This window comes from Streptomyces sp. NPDC006458, from assembly GCF_040612135.1.
Lineage (GTDB): Bacteria > Actinomycetota > Actinomycetes > Streptomycetales > Streptomycetaceae > Streptomyces.
Window position 1 is genome coordinate 60,039 of the sequence record NZ_JBEXPR010000007.1, and the last position, 16,314, is coordinate 76,352.

A 16,314-nucleotide genomic window follows, 5' to 3' on the forward strand; every position below is an offset into this window, starting at 1 on the left:
GACGGCTGGTCCGGCACGCGCTGTGACGGCTGGTCCGGCACGCGCTGTGACGGCTGGTCCGGCAGGCGCTAGGTGTTCTGTCCAGGGAGGTTGTGGACGGGTGATGCAGGTCTCGGCTGAGGGATCCTGAACGGGTGAGGGGGCCGATCCCGGCCCGGCCATACTCGGGCCATGGCACAGGACCTCCACGAACTGCTCCGGTCGCTACGGGTGTGGGCCCCCGGCGTCACCGAACTGCGGCCCTTCGACCCGGACACGGCCCCCGCCGAGCCGCTGACCCTCTTCACGCGATGGTTCGCGGAGGCGGTCGAGGCCGGCCAGCCCGAGCCGCACACGATGAGCCTCGCCACCGCGGACGAGGACGGCCTGCCCGACGTACGGACCGTGATGCTGCACGGCGCCGACGCCGACGGCTGGGCCTTCGCCACCCACGCCACCAGCCGCAAGGGCCGCCACCTCGCCGCCCGCCCCTACGCCGCCCTCGGCTTCTACTGGCCCGCCCACGGCCGCCAGATCCGGCTGCGCGGCCCCGTCGAGCAGGCCCCGCCCGGCGCCGCCCGCGCCGATCTGCACGCCCGCACCACCGGCGCCCTGGCGGCGGCCCTCACCGGCCACCAGAGCGAACCCCTGCCCTCGCTGGAGACTCTGACCCGGGCCTCGGAGGCCGCCTGGTCCCAGGCCCGCACCGCCCCGGGCACCGAGGTCCCCTCCTGGACCCTCTACCGCCTGCGCCCCGAGGAGGCCGAGTTCTTCCAGGGCGACGAACAGCGCCGCCATGTCCGCCTGACCTACCGCCGGGAGGGGGAGGGCTGGGTCAGGGGGCTGCTGTGGCCGTGACCTCCGGGTCGGCGGCCAGGCGGGCGTGGAGGTGCACGTCGCGGTACGTCGTACGGCGTTCGTCCTCCCACATCGCGCCGCGCAGGGTGCCCTCGTAGGGGAAGCCGCAGCGTTCGGCCGTGCGGCAGGAGATGTCGTGGCCCACGGCGTGGCCGAGTTCGAGGCGGTGCAGGCCGAGGTCGGTCAGGGCCCAGCGGGTGGCGAGGCGCAGGGCCCGGGTGGCGACGCCGTGACCGCGGGCCTCGGGCAGGACCCAGTAGCCGACGCGGGCGACGCTCATGAGGTGGTCGATCATGTTGACGCCGATCTGGCCGAGCGTCGTCCCGCTCGCCGCGTCCGCGACGCGGAACGTGACGTCGGCGCCGTCCGCCGCCCGCTCGGCCTTCGCGCGCAGCGAGGCCCGCGCGGCGGCCAGGTCCTCCACCGGCCTCAGAGGCGTGTTCCAGCGCCGGAACTCCGGATCGGTCAGCCCGCGCAGCCAGGCCTGCGCGTCGGCCGGGGAGTCGGCGTCCCAGGGCAGCAGCCGCAGGCCGTGGCCGGACAGTTCGGAGACGGGGCTGGTGAGAAAGGGCTCGTGTGTCGACGTCATCCGCCCATTCAAGGTCATCCGCTCATCCGATCAAGTCCTCCCTCCAAGGGGCCTGAACACCGGCACACCGTCCCTGAAGTCGGCCTCCGGCTCCATCCCCGCCCGCGGCGCCTTGGCCGCGCCCTCCACGAGCTCCGTCGCCGTCCGCGGCCCCTCGGCGAGGTCGACCACGGCCACGACGTAGGGCGTGCGCTCCCGGAAGGGCGGCAGGTCGTTGCGGTGCACCACCGACCAGGAGTGGAGCGTGGCCCGTCCGCTCGCCTCCTCCCAGGCCACGTCCTCGCTCCAGCAGTGCGGGCAGAACTCCCGCGGATGGTGATGCGCCCGCCCGCGGTCCCGGCACCGGCGCAGCAGCAGCCCGCCGCGGGCCGCCGCCTCCCAGTAGGGGCGGGAGAAGGGGTCGGTGTCGGGTGCCCCGCTCACTGGAACCACCCGAGCGCGCCGTCCAGCGACCAGGTCTGCCACGACATCCCGAACAGGCCCACCACCGAGATCAGCGCGATCATCGAGTTCTGCCCCTGCTCCGCCCAGTCGTGGATCATGAGCACGAAGTAGGCGGCGTTCAGCAGCAGCCCGCCGACCAGCGCCACCGGGGTCGGCAGGCCCGCGATCAGCCCCAGGCCGAGGGCCAGTTCGGCGTAGACGACGACGTAGACCATCAGCCGCGGTCGCTGCGCGACCACGGTCCGGAACCCCGACCGCACCGCACCCCAGCGGTGCTCGGCCGCGATCCCCGCCGCCCACTCGATGCCGCTCCCCCGCTCGAACCACGCCTTCCTGTCCTTGTGCCGCCAGCTCTCCAGCCACCACAGGCCGAGCCCGATACGCAAACCCGCGCGTCACTCCGCACCGGTGAGCCAGATCGTGTCCATGGCCGCCGCTCCCGTCGACGCGCCGCCGAAGATTGAATCTGACGGTACGTCAGATAGCTGGGAGCGGGAAGACCGGACCCCGCGCGAGACGCCGCGAAGCCGCCACCCGTCCGCGCAACCCCCACACGACCACCCCACTCGTGACCATTCCGCAACCAATTCCGGTCTTGACCGAGACCCATCAATCCAGGGCGTCATTACGCTCGCGGACATGTCCGACTCCACTGCGTCCGCACCCCCCGTGGCGAACCCCGCCGAACGCCCCGTTTACGTCGTCGGCGCCGGACCCGGCGGGCTCGCCGTAGCGCACGCGCTGCGCGCCCGGGGCCTGCGCGCCGTCGTACTGGAGAAGTCCGACGCCGTCGGCGCGTCCTGGCGGGGCCACTACGACCGGCTGCGTCTGCACACCACCCGGCGGCTGTCCGCCCTGCCCGGTCTGGCCATGCCCCGCAGGTTCGGGCGCTGGGTGGCGCGGGACGACGTGGTGCGCTACCTGGAGAAGTACGCCGAGCACCACGACCTGGAGATCGTCACCGGCGTGGAGGTCTCCCGGATCGAGCCCTCCCCGGACGGCACCGGCTGGCTGCTGCACGCCACGGGCGGACGCCGGCTCGACGGCGCCGCCGTGGTCGTGGCCACCGGCTACAACCACACCCCCCTCGTCCCCGACTGGCCGGGCCGCGACGCCTACCCCGGCGAGTTCCTGCACGCCTCCCGCTACCGCAACGCCGAGCCCTTCGCCGGCCGTGACGTCCTCGTCGTCGGTGTCGGCAACACCGGCGCCGAGATAGCCGTCGACCTCGTCGAGGGCGGCGCCAAGCGGGTCAGGCTCGCGGTGCGCACGACCCCGCACATCGTCCGCCGCTCCACGGCCGGCTGGGCCGCCCAGTACACCGGCGTCCTCGTCCGCCGCCTCCCCGTGGGCCTCGTCGACGCGCTCGCCCGCCCGCTGGCACGGGTGAGTGTCCCCGACCTCACCGCCCACGGCCTGCCCCGCCCCGACAGCGGGCTCTACAGCCGCGTCACCGAGGGGGCCATCCCCGTCCAGGACGCCGGCCTGATCGACGCCGTCCGCGCGGGCCGGGTGGAGGTGGTCGCCGCGGTCGACGCCTTCGAGGGCGACGAGGTCCTCCTCGCCGACGGCACCCGCGTCGCCCCCGACGCCGTCATCGCCGCGACCGGCTACACCCGCGCCCTGGAGGGCCTGGTCGGCCACCTGGACGTCCTCGACCCGCACGGCAAGCCCCTCGTCCACGGCGCGCGCACCCCGCGGAAGGCCCCCGGCCTGTACTTCACCGGCTTCACCAACCCCATCAGCGGCATGCTGCGCGAACTCGCCATCGACGCGGAGAACATCGCCAGGGCGGTCGCCAAGCGGGCCGGTTCGGGGGTGTCACGGCTGGTGGGGTGAGCGATGGGGCCGACGCCGGGCCGGGCTTCACAAGTTTGTCCGCACGGGCAGTTCCTGACGTTGTGTCAGGCCGCGGCGTCACCGGCGAGCGGGCCGCCGGGGACGTGGCCCGTACCCTGCGCCTCGGCGCCCAGCGGCTCGTCGCCGCCGTTCTCGACTGCGAGAAGCCGGTCGTCGCCGCCGTGAACGGTGTCGCGGCCGGCCTCGGCGCCCATCTGGCCCTCGCCTGCGATCTGGTCCTGGCCGCCGAATCGGCCCGTTTCATCGAGGTCTTCGTACGCCGCGGCCTGGTCCCCGACGCGGGCGGCGCCTACCTCCTGCCCCGCCTGGTCGGACCTCTGCGGGCGAAGGAGCTGATGTTCTTCGGCGACGCCCTCTCCGCGTCCGAGGCCGAACGGCTGGGCCTGGTCAACCGGGTCGTACCGGACGCCGAGCTGGCCGCCACGACCCGGGAGTGGACCGCCCGCCTCGCCGCGGGCCCGACGCGCGCCCTCGCCCTGGCCAAGCAGCTCGTCAACGCCTCCCTCGACAGCGACCGCGGCACCGCCTTCGCCGCGGAGGCCGCCGCGCAGGAGATCAACATGACGACCTCCGACGCCAGGGAGGGCCTGGAGAGCTTCGTGCGGCGCCGGGCACCGAGGTTCACGGGGCGCTGAGGGCCTCGCCGGCCCCGAAAGTCCCCGAAGCGGGCTTCCCATCTGATACGCCGTCAGGTTCACTGTTCCCGTGATGGGAACCGCAGCGATGGCGGCCGCCGCCGTCCGCTACCTCAGGTCGTCCGGCCGCGCCGCGCCCCGCCCCGTGGCGGCGCTGCCCCGGCCGGAGTTGCGCTGTGTGGGTGCCGACGAGCGGGCGCCGGTGGACCAGGGCGCGTTCCGGCGGGTGCTCGGGAACTTCGCGACCGGCGTGGCCGTTGTCACGGCACCGGCGGCCGCGGGCGAGACCTCTCCCGCGGGCTTCGCCTGCCAGTCCTTCTCCTCGCTGTCCCTCGATCCTCCGCTGATCGCCTTCATGGTCGGCCGCGCGTCGACGACCTGGCCGCGGATCGCCCGCGCGGGCGCCTTCTGCGTGAACGTGCTGGCGGCCGGGCAGGGCGAGCTGTGCCGTGGCTTCGCGGTGACCGGCGGCGACAAGTTCGCGGGGGTGGCGTACGACGCCGCTCCCTTCTCCGGTGCGCCCCGGCTCCTCGGCGCGGTGGCGTGGATCGACTGCACGATCCACGCCGTTCACACCGGGGGTGACCATCTGATCGTGGTGGGGCGGGTGGACGCCCTCGGCGCGGCCGAGACGGGCGAGCCGCTGCTCTTCCACCGAGGGCGGTTCGCCCGGCTGGAGACCTGACCTCCGCCTTGCCCGGACCACCGGGCGAGGGCCGGAGCGGAACCCCTCACGGACCGCCGGGCGAGGTCCACAACCCGCCAGGACCACCAACCCGGGACCCCGGGAACCCGCCCAGCCCACCGGCCCGGACCCCGGAAACCCGCCCGGACCACCGGGCCGAACCCCGGACGGAAACCTGCCCGGACCACCGGCCCGAACCCCGGAAACCCGCCCGGACCGCCAATCCGAACCCGCGAACCCGCCCGCACCACCGAGCCGGAACCGAGAACCCGCCCGCACCACCACCCCGCCCCCGAAAGCCCGCGCGCACCACCACCCCGCCCCCGAGAACCCGCCCGAACCCTCAGGCCAGGCCCCGGGAACCCGCCCGAACCACCAACCCGGGACCCGAAAGCCCGCCCGGACCCTCAGGCCAGCGCCGGTACCCCGGCCGTCCTGCGCCGGATCACCAGCACCATCAGCGCGGCCGCCGCGCACAGCGCGCCCGAAGCGAACCACACGATGTCGTAGGAGCCGAAGACGTCCCGGGCGACACCGCCGACGAAGGCGACCACCGCCGCGCCGATCTGGTGCGAGGCCAGTACCCAGCCGAAGACGATCGCGCTGTCCTCGCCGTAGTGCTCGCGGCACAGAGCGATGGTCGGCGGGACGGTGGCGACCCAGTCCAGGCCGTAGAACACGATGAAGAACAGCATCGGGGGGTGCACGTTCGGCGCCAGCAGCATCGGCAGGAACAGCAGCGAGATGCCGCGCAGGGCGTAGTAGACGGCGAGCAGGCGGCGGGCCTCGAAGCGGTCGGTGAACCAGCCGGAGGCCACCGTGCCGATGACGTCGAAGACGCCGATGACGGCGAGCAGCGAGGCCGCGGCGGTGATCGGCATGCCGTGGTCGTGGGCGGCGGGGACGAAGTGGGTCTGGATCAGGCCGTTGGTGGAGGCGCCGCAGATCGCGAAGGAGCCGGCCAGCAGCCAGAAGGGGCCGGTGCGCGCGGCCGAGAACAGCACCTTCACCGCGCGGCGGGCGGCGCCCTGGACCGGGTCGGGCTTCGGCACGAACTCCTGGGCGCCGTAGGGCCGCATGCCCACGTCGGCCGGGTGGTCGCGCAGCAGCAGCCAGACGAAGGGCACCACGGCCAGGGCGGCGAGCGCGACCGTGACGGCGGCCGGGCGCCAGTCGTGGCGGTCGACGATCCAGGACAGCAGCGGCAGGAAGATCAGCTGCCCGGACGCGGACGCGGCGGTGAGGATGCCGGTGACCAGGCCGCGCCGCTCGGTGAACCAGCGGTTGGTGACCGTCGCGGCGAACGCCAGCGCCATGGATCCGGTGCCGAGGCCGACCAGCAGGCCCCAGCACAGCAGCAACTGCCAGGGTGCGGTCATCCACACGGTCAGGCCCGAGCCGAGCGCGATCACCGTGAGGGCGACGGCCACCACCTTGCGGATGCCGAAGCGGTCCATCAGCGCCGCGGCGAACGGCGCGGTCAGCCCGTACAGCGCGAGGTTGACGGAGACGGCGGCGCCGACGGTGCCGCGCGACCAGCCGAACTCCTCGTTCAGCGGATCGAACATCAGTCCGGGCAGGGTGCGGAATGCGGCGGCGCCGATGATCGTCACGAAGGCGACGGCGGCGACGAACCAGGCGCGGTGGACGCGCCGGCGGTCGCGGGCGGGCTTCGGTTCCCGCATGGCGTCTGCGGCGATCTGGCTTGTCTGGTTCACGACATTCAGCCTCCGGGATTCGGCCACGCCCATCGAGTGGCCCGAAGGACAGCATTCGTTAGAATCGGGCCATGAGCAGGGAGCCGGAGTTCCGCCCGCACCGCGTCGTCGTCCTGGCCCTCGACGGGCTGCTCCCCTTCGAGCTGGGCATCCCGCACCGGATCTTCGGCCGCCCCAAGGACGCCCGGGGGCGGCATCTGTACGAGGTGATCACCTGCTCGGTGCGCCCGCCCGGCCCGGTGGAGACCGACGCCGACTTCGCCATCCAGGTCGGCCACGGCCCGGAGGCCCTGGCCACCGCCGACACCGTGATCGTCCCGGCCTCCTACGAGCTGGGCCCGGTCTTCGAGCGGGGCGCGCTGACCGAGGAGCTGAAGGCGGCGCTCGCCCGCGTACGCCCCGGCACCCGGCTCGCCTCCATCTGCACCGGCGTGTACGTCCTGGCCGCCGCCGGTTACCTCGACGGCCGCCCCGCGACCACGCACTGGGCCGACGCCGAGCACTTCCGGCGGACCTTCCCGCAGGTCGACCTGGACCCCGATGTGCTGTTCATCGACGACGGTGACGTGCTGACCTCGGCGGGCGTCGCGGCCGGCATCGACCTGTGCCTGCACATCGTCCGCCGTGACCACGGCACGGCCGTCGCCAACGAGGTGGCCCGCCGTACGGTCGTGCCGCCGCACCGGGACGGCGGGCAGGCGCAATACATCGAGCGGCCGGTGCCCGACCCGCAGCAGGCGACCACCACGACGGCCCGCGCCTGGGCGCTCGGCCGGCTGCACGAGCCGATCCAGCTGCGGGACATGGCCGCGCAGGAGTCCATGTCGGTACGGACCTTCACCCGCCGCTTCCGCGAGGAGACCGGCGCCAGCCCCGGCCAGTGGCTCACCCAGCAGCGCGTCGAACGGGCCCGGCATCTGCTGGAGTCCACCGACCTGTCCGTCGACCAGATCGCCCGGGGCGCCGGTTTCGGCACGGCCCAGTCGATGCGCCAGCATCTGCAGACGGCCCTCGGCGTCACCCCGACCGCTTATCGCCGCACCTTCCGGGTCGCCGGACGCGACGGCGCGGCCGTGCCCGACGGCGGGGCCGTGCCCGACGGCGGTGCCGTGCCCGACGGCGGGGCGCGCGTGGGGGCCTGACGCACAGGCGCCGCCGGGCGCGCGGACACACCCGCACCCGCCGCCCACAGAACGTCAGCACCGCCCGAGCAAGGCGCCGCCCTCAGAACGTCAGCACCGCCCGAGCAACCCGCCCCGCCCGCGCGTCCTGCGCCGCCTTGTCGAAGTCCTCCACCGGATACGTCCGCGTCACCAGCTCGTCCAGCATCAGCCGCCCGGCCCGGTACAGCTCGGCGTACCGGGCGATGTCCCGCTGCGGCCGCGAGGAGCCGTAGCGGCAGCCGAGGACCGACTTGTCGAGGTAGAGGGAGGAGACGAGGAAGGACGCCTCGGCGGTGGCGGGCGGCACGCCGAGCAGGACCGCCTGTCCGTGCCGGTCGAGCAGGTCCACGGCCCGGCGGATCAGGTCGACACGGCCCACACACTCGAACACGTGGTCGGCTCCACAGGGCAGTACCCCGGCCACCTCGTCGGCCGAGGTGAAGAAGTCGGTCGCGCCGAACCGCCGGGCGGCCTCCGCCTTGTCCGGGTCGGCGTCGACGGCCACGATGCGAGTGGCACCCGCGAGCCGGGCGCCCTGGACGACATTGAGCCCGACCCCGCCCGCGCCGATGACGACGACCCGGTCCCCCGCCTCCACCCGGGCCCGGTTGAGGACGGCCCCGACCCCGGTGAGCACCGCGCAGCCGATGAGCGCGGCGGACGGCATGGGGATGTCCTCCGGCAGCCGGACGGCCTGCACGGCCTTGACCAGGGTCCGTTCGGCGAAGGCGGAGTTGGCGGCGAACTGGAACAGCGACGCCCCCGCGCGCGTGAAGGGCCGCCCCGGGCGCCCGATGGCCTGTCGGCACATGGTCGGCCGGCCCCGGTCGCACTCGGCGCAGGCACCGCAGCAGGCCAGGGTGGACAGGGCCACACGGTCGCCGGGCTCGACATGGCCGACCCCCTCGCCGACCTGTTCCACCACCCCGGCGCCCTCGTGGCCCAGCACCACCGGCACGGGGAACGGGATCGTGCCGTCGAGGACCGACAGATCGCTGTGACACAGCCCCGCCGCCGACACGGCCACCAGCACCTCGCCGGGCCCCGGGTCCCGCACCTGAAGGTCGTCCACGACCTCGGCCCGCCTGCCGTCGAACACCACACCACGCATTGCGGCCACTCCCCTATCCCCTGGGTTCCCTGGGCAGTCCGAGCACCCGCTCGGCGTTGATCGTGCGCTGGATCTGGTCCGAGCCGCCGTAGATCGTGTCGGCACGGGAGAACAGGAACAGATGCTGATCGGCGTCGAGTTCGTACGGCTCCGAGGCCGACCACACGGCGGGCCCAACTCCCGCCGCCGCGCCCCGCGCCAGCACGGCCAGCTCCCCCAGCCGCTGGTGCCAGCCGGCCCACAGCAGCTTCGCCGTACTGGGGCCGCTCGTGCCGCCGAGCGTGCGCAGCGCGTGCCAGCGCATGACGCGCAGGTCGGCCCACTGCCGTACGAGACGGGTCACCCCGTACTTGTGCAGTCCCAGGGCCGCGCTGCGGACCAGGGAGATGACACCGCCCTTGGCGGCGCTGTAGTTGGCCTGGGAGACGGACCCCTGGTGATTGCCGCTGGTGAAGCCGAGCAGGGTGCCGGTCCGCTGCCGGCGCATCACCGCCGAGGCGGCCCGGAACACGGTGAACGTGCCCTTGAGATGGGTGGCCAGGACGGGATCCCACTCCTCCTCGGACATGTTGAACAGCATCCGTTCGCGCAGGATGCCCGCGACGCACACCGCCCCGTCGAGGCGTCCGTACGCCGACAGCGCGGTGTCGACGACGCGTCGGCCGCCGGCCATGGTGGAGATGTCGTCCGCCACGGCGACGGCCTCACCGCCCGCGGCCTCGATCTCCTTGACCACGGCGTCGGCGATCTCGCTGGTGGGTGAGGCGCCGTCGACGGCGACGCCGTAGTCGTTGACCACGACCCGTGCGCCCTCGGCGGCCGCCGCCCGTGCCACCGCACGGCCGATGCCTCGTCCCGCCCCGGTCACCGCGACGACCTTGCCGCTCAAGAAGTTCCCCATACCTGGCCCCTCCCCGCCGTTTCTGACGGATCGTTAGATTCTATGTCCCGACGGACGGGCCAGGACAAGCCCCGGGGAGGCACCGATGGCACTGCCGGCCGAGTTCCACGAGAACGCCAAGAGGGTGAACAACTGGGGCCGCTGGGGGGCCGACGACGAGATCGGCACCCTGAACCTCGTCACCGACGCGGTGGTGCGCGAGGCAGCGGCCTGTGTGCGCACGGGGCGCCGCGTCCCGCTCGCGCTGCCGCTGCGGCAGGACGGGGTGCAGACGGGCATGATCCCGGGCCGGATCGATCCCCTGCACGCGATGGTGCAGGTCAATCAGGAGTTGTTCGGGCCGGGGACGGTGGCGTGCAGCGACGACGTGGTGACGATGGGCCTGCAGGCGGGCACGCACTGGGACGCCCTGCCGCATGTCTCGCACTCGGGCCGGCTCTACAACGGCCGCCCGGCCGGCACCGTCACCGCGCACGGCGGCGCCGGGTTCGCGGGCATCGACAAGGCACGGCACCTCGTCTCGCGCGGGGTGCCGCTGGACGTGGCACGCGGCGTGGGGTCGAACGGCTGGACGGCGGCCACGCGGTGACCCCCGAGGACCTGGAGGCGGCCGAGGAGTTCGCGGGCACGCGCGTGCGGGCCGGTGACGTGGTGCTGGTGCGCACCGGGCAGATGCGGGTGCTGCCGGCCGGGGACCGGCACGCGTACGCGTATCCGTCTCCGGGTCTGTCGGTGCGCACGCCCGAGTGGTTCCACGCGCGCGATGTGGCCGCGGTCGCGAACGACACCCTGACGTTCGAGATCTTCCCGCCCGAGATCGAGGACCTGTGGCTGCCGGTGCACGCCCTGCACCTGGTGGAGATGGGCATGCTCCAGGGGCAGAACTGGAATCTGGAGGAGTTGTCCACAGCCTGTGGACAAGCGGGCCGCCACACCCTCCTGCTGTCGGCGATGCCCGAACCCTTCGTCGGCGCGACAGGAACCCCCGTGGCGCCAGTGGCCGTTCTCTGAACCGGGGGCCCGCCCGCACCTGGAGGTCCCGGACCCCCGCACCCTCCGGCTGACGGCGCGCAACTGCCCGCCCCGAGCACGGCATCGCGCGCCGCCGACCGGCTCCGGCGTTCCCACCCCGCCCCTTCCGACCCCGAAGGGGACCGCCGCCGGATCACGACCCACGCTCGCCGAGGGCTCCCGTCACCGGAGCCCTCGCCGTCCCCTCACGGCGAATCGCTACTCACAAGCGTGATCAAACGGACACGGGACGTCAACACCTACACGGAGAATTGTTACTTGCGCCCGATTTGGGCATGGAGCGCACGGAAGCACAACCGGGCGCATCCGGGCCCGTCGGCGGCGGAGAGCGGACGGAGGCCGCACCCGTGCCCCGGGCGTGCCCCGGGCGTGCCCCGGGCGTGCCTCGGGCGTGCCCCGGGCGTACCTCGGGACGACCGCGAGGGGGTCACACCGCCTCGTACGCCAGCCCCTTGTACGCCGACACGCTGCCGCCGTACGCCACGGTCGCGGCACGCGGCCCGGGACATCGGTCCAGTTCGCACCAGATGCGCTTGCCCGCGCCGTCGGGGCTCCAGCCCCAGCGGTCGGCCAGTCCGTCCACCAGGGCGAGTCCGCGCCCTCCGGTCTCCTCGCCGTCGGCGCAACGCGGCACCGGGGCGCGGTCGCTGGTGTCGGCGACCTCCAGGCGCACGGGCGCCGGTCCGGCCACGAGCGGCAGCACCAGGCGCAGTACGGCCGGCCGGCCGGTGTGCACCACGGCGTTGGTGACCAGTTCGGACACGAGCAGAATCAGGGTCTCGGCGAGCGGCTCGTCGCCACCCACCCCCGCACCGGCGAGCCGCGCACGCACCCACCTCCGGGCTCGCCCCACCTCCGCGGGGTCGGGCCGGACCTCCAGCTGCACTTGAAGCACCTGCACCGCTCACACCATCCGAACCGGCGGACACAAAGGCTCGCGCCTCACGAGGGCCACGATCGTAGCCATTTTCTGCATGACCAGAACAACGGCCAGAGCAAGGGTCACGGAACGTGAATCCCTTACAGGACAGCTTGGTTGACGTTCCGTCACCCCAACAAGCGCTTCGGGCATATTCCAGCGCGAAGGAGTACCCCTGCGGCATACTGTGCGACGCCCGCCGCGAGAGGTCGAACAGGCGGTGGCTTCTCGCACTCCCGCCCCACGAGCAGCGGCGCGCACCGCCGGATCCGGGGCCGCCTCAGAGGCAACTCCGGCATGGCTCGTCCCCGGAACCACTCGCATCCCACACAAGGTACCGGAGCGGGACGCCGACTCCAGGACGTGACGAGTCACGCGTAGGACACAACCCGATATCAACGCTCCGTGATTCCGATACGCCACGATCCGCGACACCCCTGCGCCCTTTGAGCCGTTCCCGCAGGCCGACGCCCCGTCAGCCCGCCGAGGCCGACAGATCGCGGGCCAACAACTCCTCACTGTCCGTGCCGCCTCCCGCACGATACGTCCGTACCCATGCCCGCTTCAGATGCAGATGCACCTCCGACTCCCAGGTGAATCCCATGCCGCCGTGCACCTGGAGACAGTCCCGCGCCCCGCGTACGGCGGCCTCGTCGGCCAGCAGCCGGGCGGCGGCGATGTCGGCCGGGTCGGCGGTCACGGCCGCCGCGTAGACGGCGGCCCGGGCCAGCTCCGTACGCACCAGCAGATCGGCGCAGAGATGCCGCACGGCCTGGAACGCTCCGATCGGCCTGCCGAACTGCTCCCGCACTCGGGCGTGTTGCACGGCCGGCTCACCGGCGTCCGGCGGAACCGAGCTGCTCGGCCGCCGTCAGCAGCGATACGACGGGGTCCGGCGCGGCGGCCGGGCCGCGCACCCGGTGCAGCGGCGTCAACGGGTCGACCGACCGCAGCGGTACGGCCTGCGGACCGCCCCCTCCGGGACCCCAGGTCGCCAACTCCCGCCCGCCGCGCCCGGACCCCCGACCACCACGTCTGCCTCCGCCAGCCACTCCACCAACCCCCCGTCGGCGGGCGGAGTTCTTCGCGGTGCCCGGCGTCCTGCGCGGCTTCGACCAAAAGCAGATGGCCTGGCGCCTCGGTGCGAAGGGGGTCTTCGAGGCGTACGGCGAACTCCCCGACGGCGACCCGGCCGTCCTGCCGCCGCCGCCCGCCGAGGGCACCTCCGTGCGCTGGATCTACTGGACCTCCGGCACGACCTCCGCCCCCAAGGGCGTCCCGCACACCGACCGTTCACTGATCGCGGGCGGTTCCTGCCTCGCCCACGCGCTGCGGCCCCGGCCGGGCGACATCGGCTCGATCGCCTTCCCGTACGCCACATAGGCGGCCCCGACTACCTGGTGATGCTGCTGCTGTACGGCTTCCCGGCGGTGCTGTTCGAGCAGTTCGCGCTGCCGGACTCGCTGGAGGACCTCCGCCGGCACGGCGTGACCGTCGCGGGCGGGTCGACGGCGTTCTACTCGATGTTCCTCACCGAGCAGCGCAAGCGGCCCGGCGCCAAGGTCGTGCCGAGTCTGCGGCTGCTCGCGGGCGGCGGGGCGCCGAAGCCGCCGGAGCTGTACCACGCGGTGACCCGGGAGTTGGGCGTGATCCTCACCCACGGCTACGGCATGACCGAGGTGCCGATGATCACCATGGGCGACCCGGACGACAGCGCCGAGCATCTGGCGACGACCGAGGGACGGCCGCCCGGGGGCATGGAGATCCGGATCGTGGACGGCGAGGTGCGGCTGCGCGGGGAGGCGGTGTGCCAGGGGTATCTGGACCCGGCGCAGACCGCCGAGGCCTTCGACACCGAGGGGTTCCTGCGGACCGGGGACCTCGGGCATCTCACCCCGAGCGGCCATCTGATGCTCACCGGGCGGCTGAAGGACGTGATCATCCGCAAGGGCGAGAACGTCTCGGCGAGGGAGATCGAGGACCTGCTGGCCGCGCATCCGGCCGTCGGGGACGTGGCGGTGACCGGACTTCCCGACGCCGAACGCGGCGAACGCGTCTGCGCGGTCGTGGAGCAGCCGGACGGGGCCGCGCCGCTGACGCTGGCGGACGTGACGTCGTATCTGCGCGCGGAAGGGCTGTCCGTGCACAAGCTGCCGGAGCAACTGGAGGTGGTGGACGCCCTTCCGCGGGGCGAGACGCTGCGGAAGGTGCTCAAGTACAAGCTGCGGGAGCGCTACGCGGGCACGTGAGGTGCCGATGGCTCACGGGCGCGTTCGGGCGCGTCTGGCGCGTCTGGCGCGTGAGGTGCCGATGGCTCACGGGCGCGTTCGGGCAGGTCTGGCACGTGGGGCGCGGATGCCGCACGAGCGCGTTCGGGCACGCGGGGCGCGGGTGCTACTCGGGGACGGTGAAGTAGCGGGCGAAGGCGGGGACCAGCTCCGCCTCGCCGACCCTGCCGTCGTCGTCGGCGTCGAGTGCCGCCGCGGCCTCCTGCGCGACGGCCTCGGCGACGCCCAGGATGACGAGCACGCGCGCGGTGTCGGTGACCGTGACCGCGCCGTCCCCGTCGGTGTCGGCGACGTCCAGGGCAGCGTGCAGGAAGGGGCGGGCGATCTCCGCGAACCGGTCCGGGTTGTCGCGCAGCCGCTTGACCGCGCCGTCGACGAACTCCTCGCGGGTGATGCGCTGGTCGCCGTCCCGGTCCGCTATCCCCGCCATGCCCTGCCAGAACGCCTCGGCGCCCGCGTACAGCGCCTGCCCCTTGTCGGAGCGGGCGGGCGTGCCGAACTCGGCGAGCAGCGCCTTGGCGGCGCCGCTGAAGTCCTGGCGGTCGATGTAGCCGTTGCCGTCCTGGTCGAAACCGGCGAACCTGGCCGCGATCCTGCGCTCGTACTCGCTGCTGACCATGTCTCTCGGGCCGCCTCACATGACGTCGGGGTGCTTCAGGCACGGAGCGTACGACGCCGGGCGGCCCACCGGAGCGGGAAAACGACGGATGTGCCAAGACCGGGGGAATTTCGGAACAACAATGTGGCATTGCGGGCGGGCCTTCACGCCGACAGAGGACGGTCCTCCTCCGCGACCGCCGCACTGACGTCGGCGTGGACGTCGAACAGCCGGCGCACTCCCAGGGCGCCGATGACGCGGTTGACGTGGGAGCCCTCGGCAGCCCCCTCGGCGGGCAGGATGAGGCGCAGCCGGCCCTGGCAGGAGCGCAGCAGTCGGCGGGTGGCGATGAGCACGCCTATGCCGCTGGAATCGCAGAAGACGACCTCGGAGAGGTCGACGACGAGGCAGTGGCGGCCGTCGGCCACCTTGTCGTGGACCCGCTGGCGCAAAACCGGCGATGTCACCAGGTCCAGCTCGCCCGTCACCCGGAGCACGGCCCAGTCACCGCGCTCGTCATCGGTCACATTGAACGTCACCACCATGCCCTTCATTCGCGGAACTTCCCGGAACAGCCCGGAAACGGAAGCAGAGCCTACGCTTCCTTTCAGCGCGGCTGCCCAGCCGCCGTTCCCTGAAACACGGCACCGGAAACGGGAGCTGATCAGAAGAGGCTTGTTTCAGTCGCACTTGATCCTGTTCGATCGACTTGTCATCAAGCTTGATCAAGAACAGGGTGGGTAAGCACGGCAGAAGGCACGAGGTGCACCAAAGGTCCACTATCACTCGGGGCTCGCAGGGGGGCGCACATTGCCATAAAGGGGCGTGCGTTGTCAGATGTGCCGACTACATTCGAGAACGCGGTGGACGCACGCTTGTCACGGACCGGACGGGAGCAGGGGGAGGGGGCCGCATGGCGACGAAGGACGCACAGCCCCGCTGGGACCGCAGGATGCAACAGCGCCTCGCCCGTGGCGAGGCGGCGGCCCTCGGCGAGTTCTACGACCGCTTCGCCTCACTCGTGCACGGCCTCGCCCACACCGTCCTCGGCGACGAACGCGCCGCCGACGGCGTCACCCGGGACGTCTTCGCCCACGTGTGGGAGCACCCCGACAGCTACGACCCCCGGCAGGGCCCGCTGCGCTCCTGGGTCGCCACACTGACCCACCGGCTGGCCGTGCAGCGGCTGCGCGCCACGGAGACCGCCGCGCTGGAGCGGGGCCGCCCCGGCAGCACGGAGGAACTGGAGCACAAGGTCGGCCACGCCTCCGTCGCCGCCCGCGCCGACTACATCGTGCAGTCCATGCCCGCGCCCCTGCGCGCCGCGCTGGAGCTGGCCTACTTCCAGCGCCGCGACTACCGCCAGGCCGCCGTCGACCTCGGCGTCACCGAGGACGAGGCCCGCCGCCGCCTGCGCCTCGGCCTCCAGCTCCTGTCCACCGCGCACGACGCCGGTGCCCCCGGCGCACCCCCGGGATGCGGAGGTGCGGCGTGACCGAGCCGAACCCGTTCGGGGCGTACGACGACCGGGAGG

At 73.1% G+C, this 16,314-nt stretch carries 14 protein-coding genes and 4 pseudogenes; 8 read left to right on the plus strand and 10 right to left on the minus strand.

Going from position 1 to position 16,314, the window contains the following annotated elements; translation table 11 throughout:
• Nucleotides 1–171: 171 nt before the first annotated feature.
• Nucleotides 172–837, plus strand: coding sequence for a pyridoxal 5'-phosphate synthase (locus tag ABZZ79_RS11495; RefSeq protein WP_356688698.1), 666 nt, complete (start codon nucleotides 172–174; stop codon nucleotides 835–837).
• On the opposite strand, the gene ABZZ79_RS11500 is transcribed toward ABZZ79_RS11495, so the two are convergent.
• The 3 genes from ABZZ79_RS11500 to ABZZ79_RS11510 are packed head-to-tail and all read right to left on the minus strand — an operon-like array spanning nucleotide 815 to nucleotide 2,256.
• Complete coding sequence (locus tag ABZZ79_RS11500; RefSeq protein ID WP_356688699.1) at nucleotides 815–1,426, minus strand: GNAT family N-acetyltransferase; 612 nt, start codon at nucleotides 1,424–1,426, stop codon at nucleotides 815–817. The genes ABZZ79_RS11495 and ABZZ79_RS11500 overlap by 23 nt on opposite strands.
• A gap of 30 nt (nucleotides 1,427–1,456) precedes the next feature.
• Nucleotides 1,457–1,858 carry an OB-fold domain-containing protein gene (locus tag ABZZ79_RS11505; protein ID WP_356688700.1) on the minus strand — a complete coding sequence of 134 codons (402 nt, stop codon included), beginning with the start codon at nucleotides 1,856–1,858 and terminating at the stop codon, nucleotides 1,457–1,459.
• Nucleotides 1,846–2,256, minus strand: coding sequence for a DoxX family protein (locus ABZZ79_RS11510; protein ID WP_356688701.1), 411 nt, complete (start codon nucleotides 2,254–2,256; stop codon nucleotides 1,846–1,848). The genes ABZZ79_RS11505 and ABZZ79_RS11510 overlap by 13 nt, the downstream gene beginning before the upstream one ends.
• Before the next feature lie 253 nt (nucleotides 2,257–2,509).
• Here ABZZ79_RS11510 and ABZZ79_RS11515 point away from each other — a divergent pair, with 253 nt between their 5' ends.
• The 3 genes and pseudogenes from ABZZ79_RS11515 (at nucleotide 2,510) to ABZZ79_RS11525 (ending at nucleotide 5,050) form a co-directional block, all read left to right on the plus strand.
• On the plus strand, nucleotides 2,510–3,709 hold the full coding sequence (locus tag ABZZ79_RS11515; RefSeq protein ID WP_356688702.1) for an NAD(P)/FAD-dependent oxidoreductase: 1,200 nt from the start codon (nucleotides 2,510–2,512) through the stop codon (nucleotides 3,707–3,709).
• Nucleotides 3,710–3,792: 83 nt separating this feature from the next.
• Nucleotides 3,793–4,365 (plus strand): annotated as a pseudogene (locus ABZZ79_RS11520) (enoyl-CoA hydratase-related protein); the annotation flags it as partial.
• A gap of 73 nt (nucleotides 4,366–4,438) precedes the next feature.
• On the plus strand, nucleotides 4,439–5,050 hold the full coding sequence (locus ABZZ79_RS11525) for a flavin reductase family protein (RefSeq protein WP_356688919.1): 612 nt from the start codon (nucleotides 4,439–4,441) through the stop codon (nucleotides 5,048–5,050).
• Between the two features lie 407 nt (nucleotides 5,051–5,457).
• On the opposite strand, the gene ABZZ79_RS11530 is transcribed toward ABZZ79_RS11525, so the two are convergent.
• Nucleotides 5,458–6,735 (minus strand): MFS transporter, encoded by a 1,278-nt coding sequence (locus tag ABZZ79_RS11530; protein ID WP_356688920.1) that lies wholly within the window; start codon nucleotides 6,733–6,735, stop codon nucleotides 5,458–5,460.
• Nucleotides 6,736–6,839: 104 nt separating this feature from the next.
• Between ABZZ79_RS11530 and ABZZ79_RS11535 the strand changes: the two genes are divergently transcribed.
• On the plus strand, nucleotides 6,840–7,910 hold the full coding sequence (locus ABZZ79_RS11535; protein WP_356688703.1) for a helix-turn-helix domain-containing protein: 1,071 nt from the start codon (nucleotides 6,840–6,842) through the stop codon (nucleotides 7,908–7,910).
• 82 nt (nucleotides 7,911–7,992) lie between these two features.
• Here ABZZ79_RS11535 and ABZZ79_RS11540 read toward each other — a convergent pair whose 3' ends face one another.
• Together ABZZ79_RS11540 and ABZZ79_RS11545 are read right to left on the minus strand one after the other, a co-directional pair.
• Nucleotides 7,993–9,042 (minus strand): alcohol dehydrogenase catalytic domain-containing protein, encoded by a 1,050-nt coding sequence (locus tag ABZZ79_RS11540; RefSeq protein ID WP_356688704.1) that lies wholly within the window; start codon nucleotides 9,040–9,042, stop codon nucleotides 7,993–7,995.
• 13 nt (nucleotides 9,043–9,055) lie between these two features.
• Nucleotides 9,056–9,943, minus strand: a complete 888-nt coding sequence (locus ABZZ79_RS11545) for an SDR family NAD(P)-dependent oxidoreductase (protein WP_356688705.1) — start codon at nucleotides 9,941–9,943, stop codon at nucleotides 9,056–9,058.
• Between the two features lie 85 nt (nucleotides 9,944–10,028).
• Between ABZZ79_RS11545 and ABZZ79_RS11550 the strand changes: the two are divergent.
• A pseudogene (locus ABZZ79_RS11550) lies at nucleotides 10,029–10,954 on the plus strand (cyclase family protein).
• Between the two features lie 448 nt (nucleotides 10,955–11,402).
• On the opposite strand, the gene ABZZ79_RS11555 reads toward ABZZ79_RS11550, so the two are convergent.
• On the minus strand, nucleotides 11,403–11,861 hold the full coding sequence (locus tag ABZZ79_RS11555) for an ATP-binding protein (RefSeq protein WP_356688921.1): 459 nt from the start codon (nucleotides 11,859–11,861) through the stop codon (nucleotides 11,403–11,405).
• Nucleotides 11,862–12,369: 508 nt separating this feature from the next.
• Nucleotides 12,370–12,966, minus strand: a pseudogene (locus ABZZ79_RS11560) (acyl-CoA dehydrogenase family protein); the annotation flags it as partial.
• On the opposite strand from ABZZ79_RS11560, the pseudogene ABZZ79_RS11565 reads away from it, so the two are divergent.
• A pseudogene (locus ABZZ79_RS11565) lies at nucleotides 12,966–14,143 on the plus strand (AMP-binding protein); the annotation flags it as partial. The pseudogenes ABZZ79_RS11560 and ABZZ79_RS11565 sit on opposite strands and share 1 nt — an antisense overlap.
• 145 nt (nucleotides 14,144–14,288) lie before the next feature.
• On the opposite strand, the gene ABZZ79_RS11570 reads toward ABZZ79_RS11565, so the two are convergent.
• On the minus strand, nucleotides 14,289–14,801 hold the full coding sequence (locus ABZZ79_RS11570; RefSeq protein ID WP_356688706.1) for an EF-hand domain-containing protein: 513 nt from the start codon (nucleotides 14,799–14,801) through the stop codon (nucleotides 14,289–14,291).
• A gap of 143 nt (nucleotides 14,802–14,944) precedes the next feature.
• On the minus strand, nucleotides 14,945–15,325 hold the full coding sequence (locus tag ABZZ79_RS11575; protein ID WP_356688922.1) for an STAS domain-containing protein: 381 nt from the start codon (nucleotides 15,323–15,325) through the stop codon (nucleotides 14,945–14,947).
• A gap of 368 nt (nucleotides 15,326–15,693) precedes the next feature.
• On the opposite strand from ABZZ79_RS11575, the gene ABZZ79_RS11580 reads away from it, so the two are divergent.
• Entirely contained in the window at nucleotides 15,694–16,275 is a 582-nt protein-coding gene (locus ABZZ79_RS11580) for a sigma factor (protein ID WP_356688707.1), read from the plus strand.
• Nucleotides 16,276–16,314 lie beyond the last annotated feature (39 nt).

What these genes read in the sequence shown, in the direction of transcription:
- ABZZ79_RS11530 (WP_356688920.1), bottom strand. Translation starts at nt 6,735, where the DNA reads ATGCGGGAACCGAAGCCCGCCCGCGACCGCCGGCGCGTCCACCGCGCC.
- ABZZ79_RS11545 (WP_356688705.1), bottom strand. Translation starts at nt 9,943, where the DNA reads ATGGGGAACTTCTTGAGCGGCAAGGTCGTCGCGGTGACCGGGGCGGGA.
- ABZZ79_RS11500 (WP_356688699.1), bottom strand. Translation starts at nt 1,426, where the DNA reads ATGACGTCGACACACGAGCCCTTTCTCACCAGCCCCGTCTCCGAACTG.
- ABZZ79_RS11525 (WP_356688919.1), top strand. Translation starts at nt 4,439, where the DNA reads ATGGGAACCGCAGCGATGGCGGCCGCCGCCGTCCGCTACCTCAGGTCG.
- ABZZ79_RS11495 (WP_356688698.1), top strand. Translation starts at nt 172, where the DNA reads ATGGCACAGGACCTCCACGAACTGCTCCGGTCGCTACGGGTGTGGGCC.
- ABZZ79_RS11570 (WP_356688706.1), bottom strand. Translation starts at nt 14,801, where the DNA reads ATGGTCAGCAGCGAGTACGAGCGCAGGATCGCGGCCAGGTTCGCCGGT.
- ABZZ79_RS11540 (WP_356688704.1), bottom strand. Translation starts at nt 9,042, where the DNA reads ATGCGTGGTGTGGTGTTCGACGGCAGGCGGGCCGAGGTCGTGGACGAC.
- ABZZ79_RS11535 (WP_356688703.1), top strand. Translation starts at nt 6,840, where the DNA reads ATGAGCAGGGAGCCGGAGTTCCGCCCGCACCGCGTCGTCGTCCTGGCC.
- ABZZ79_RS11515 (WP_356688702.1), top strand. Translation starts at nt 2,510, where the DNA reads ATGTCCGACTCCACTGCGTCCGCACCCCCCGTGGCGAACCCCGCCGAA.
- ABZZ79_RS11575 (WP_356688922.1), bottom strand. Translation starts at nt 15,325, where the DNA reads ATGGTGGTGACGTTCAATGTGACCGATGACGAGCGCGGTGACTGGGCC.
- ABZZ79_RS11580 (WP_356688707.1), top strand. Translation starts at nt 15,694, where the DNA reads ATGGCGACGAAGGACGCACAGCCCCGCTGGGACCGCAGGATGCAACAG.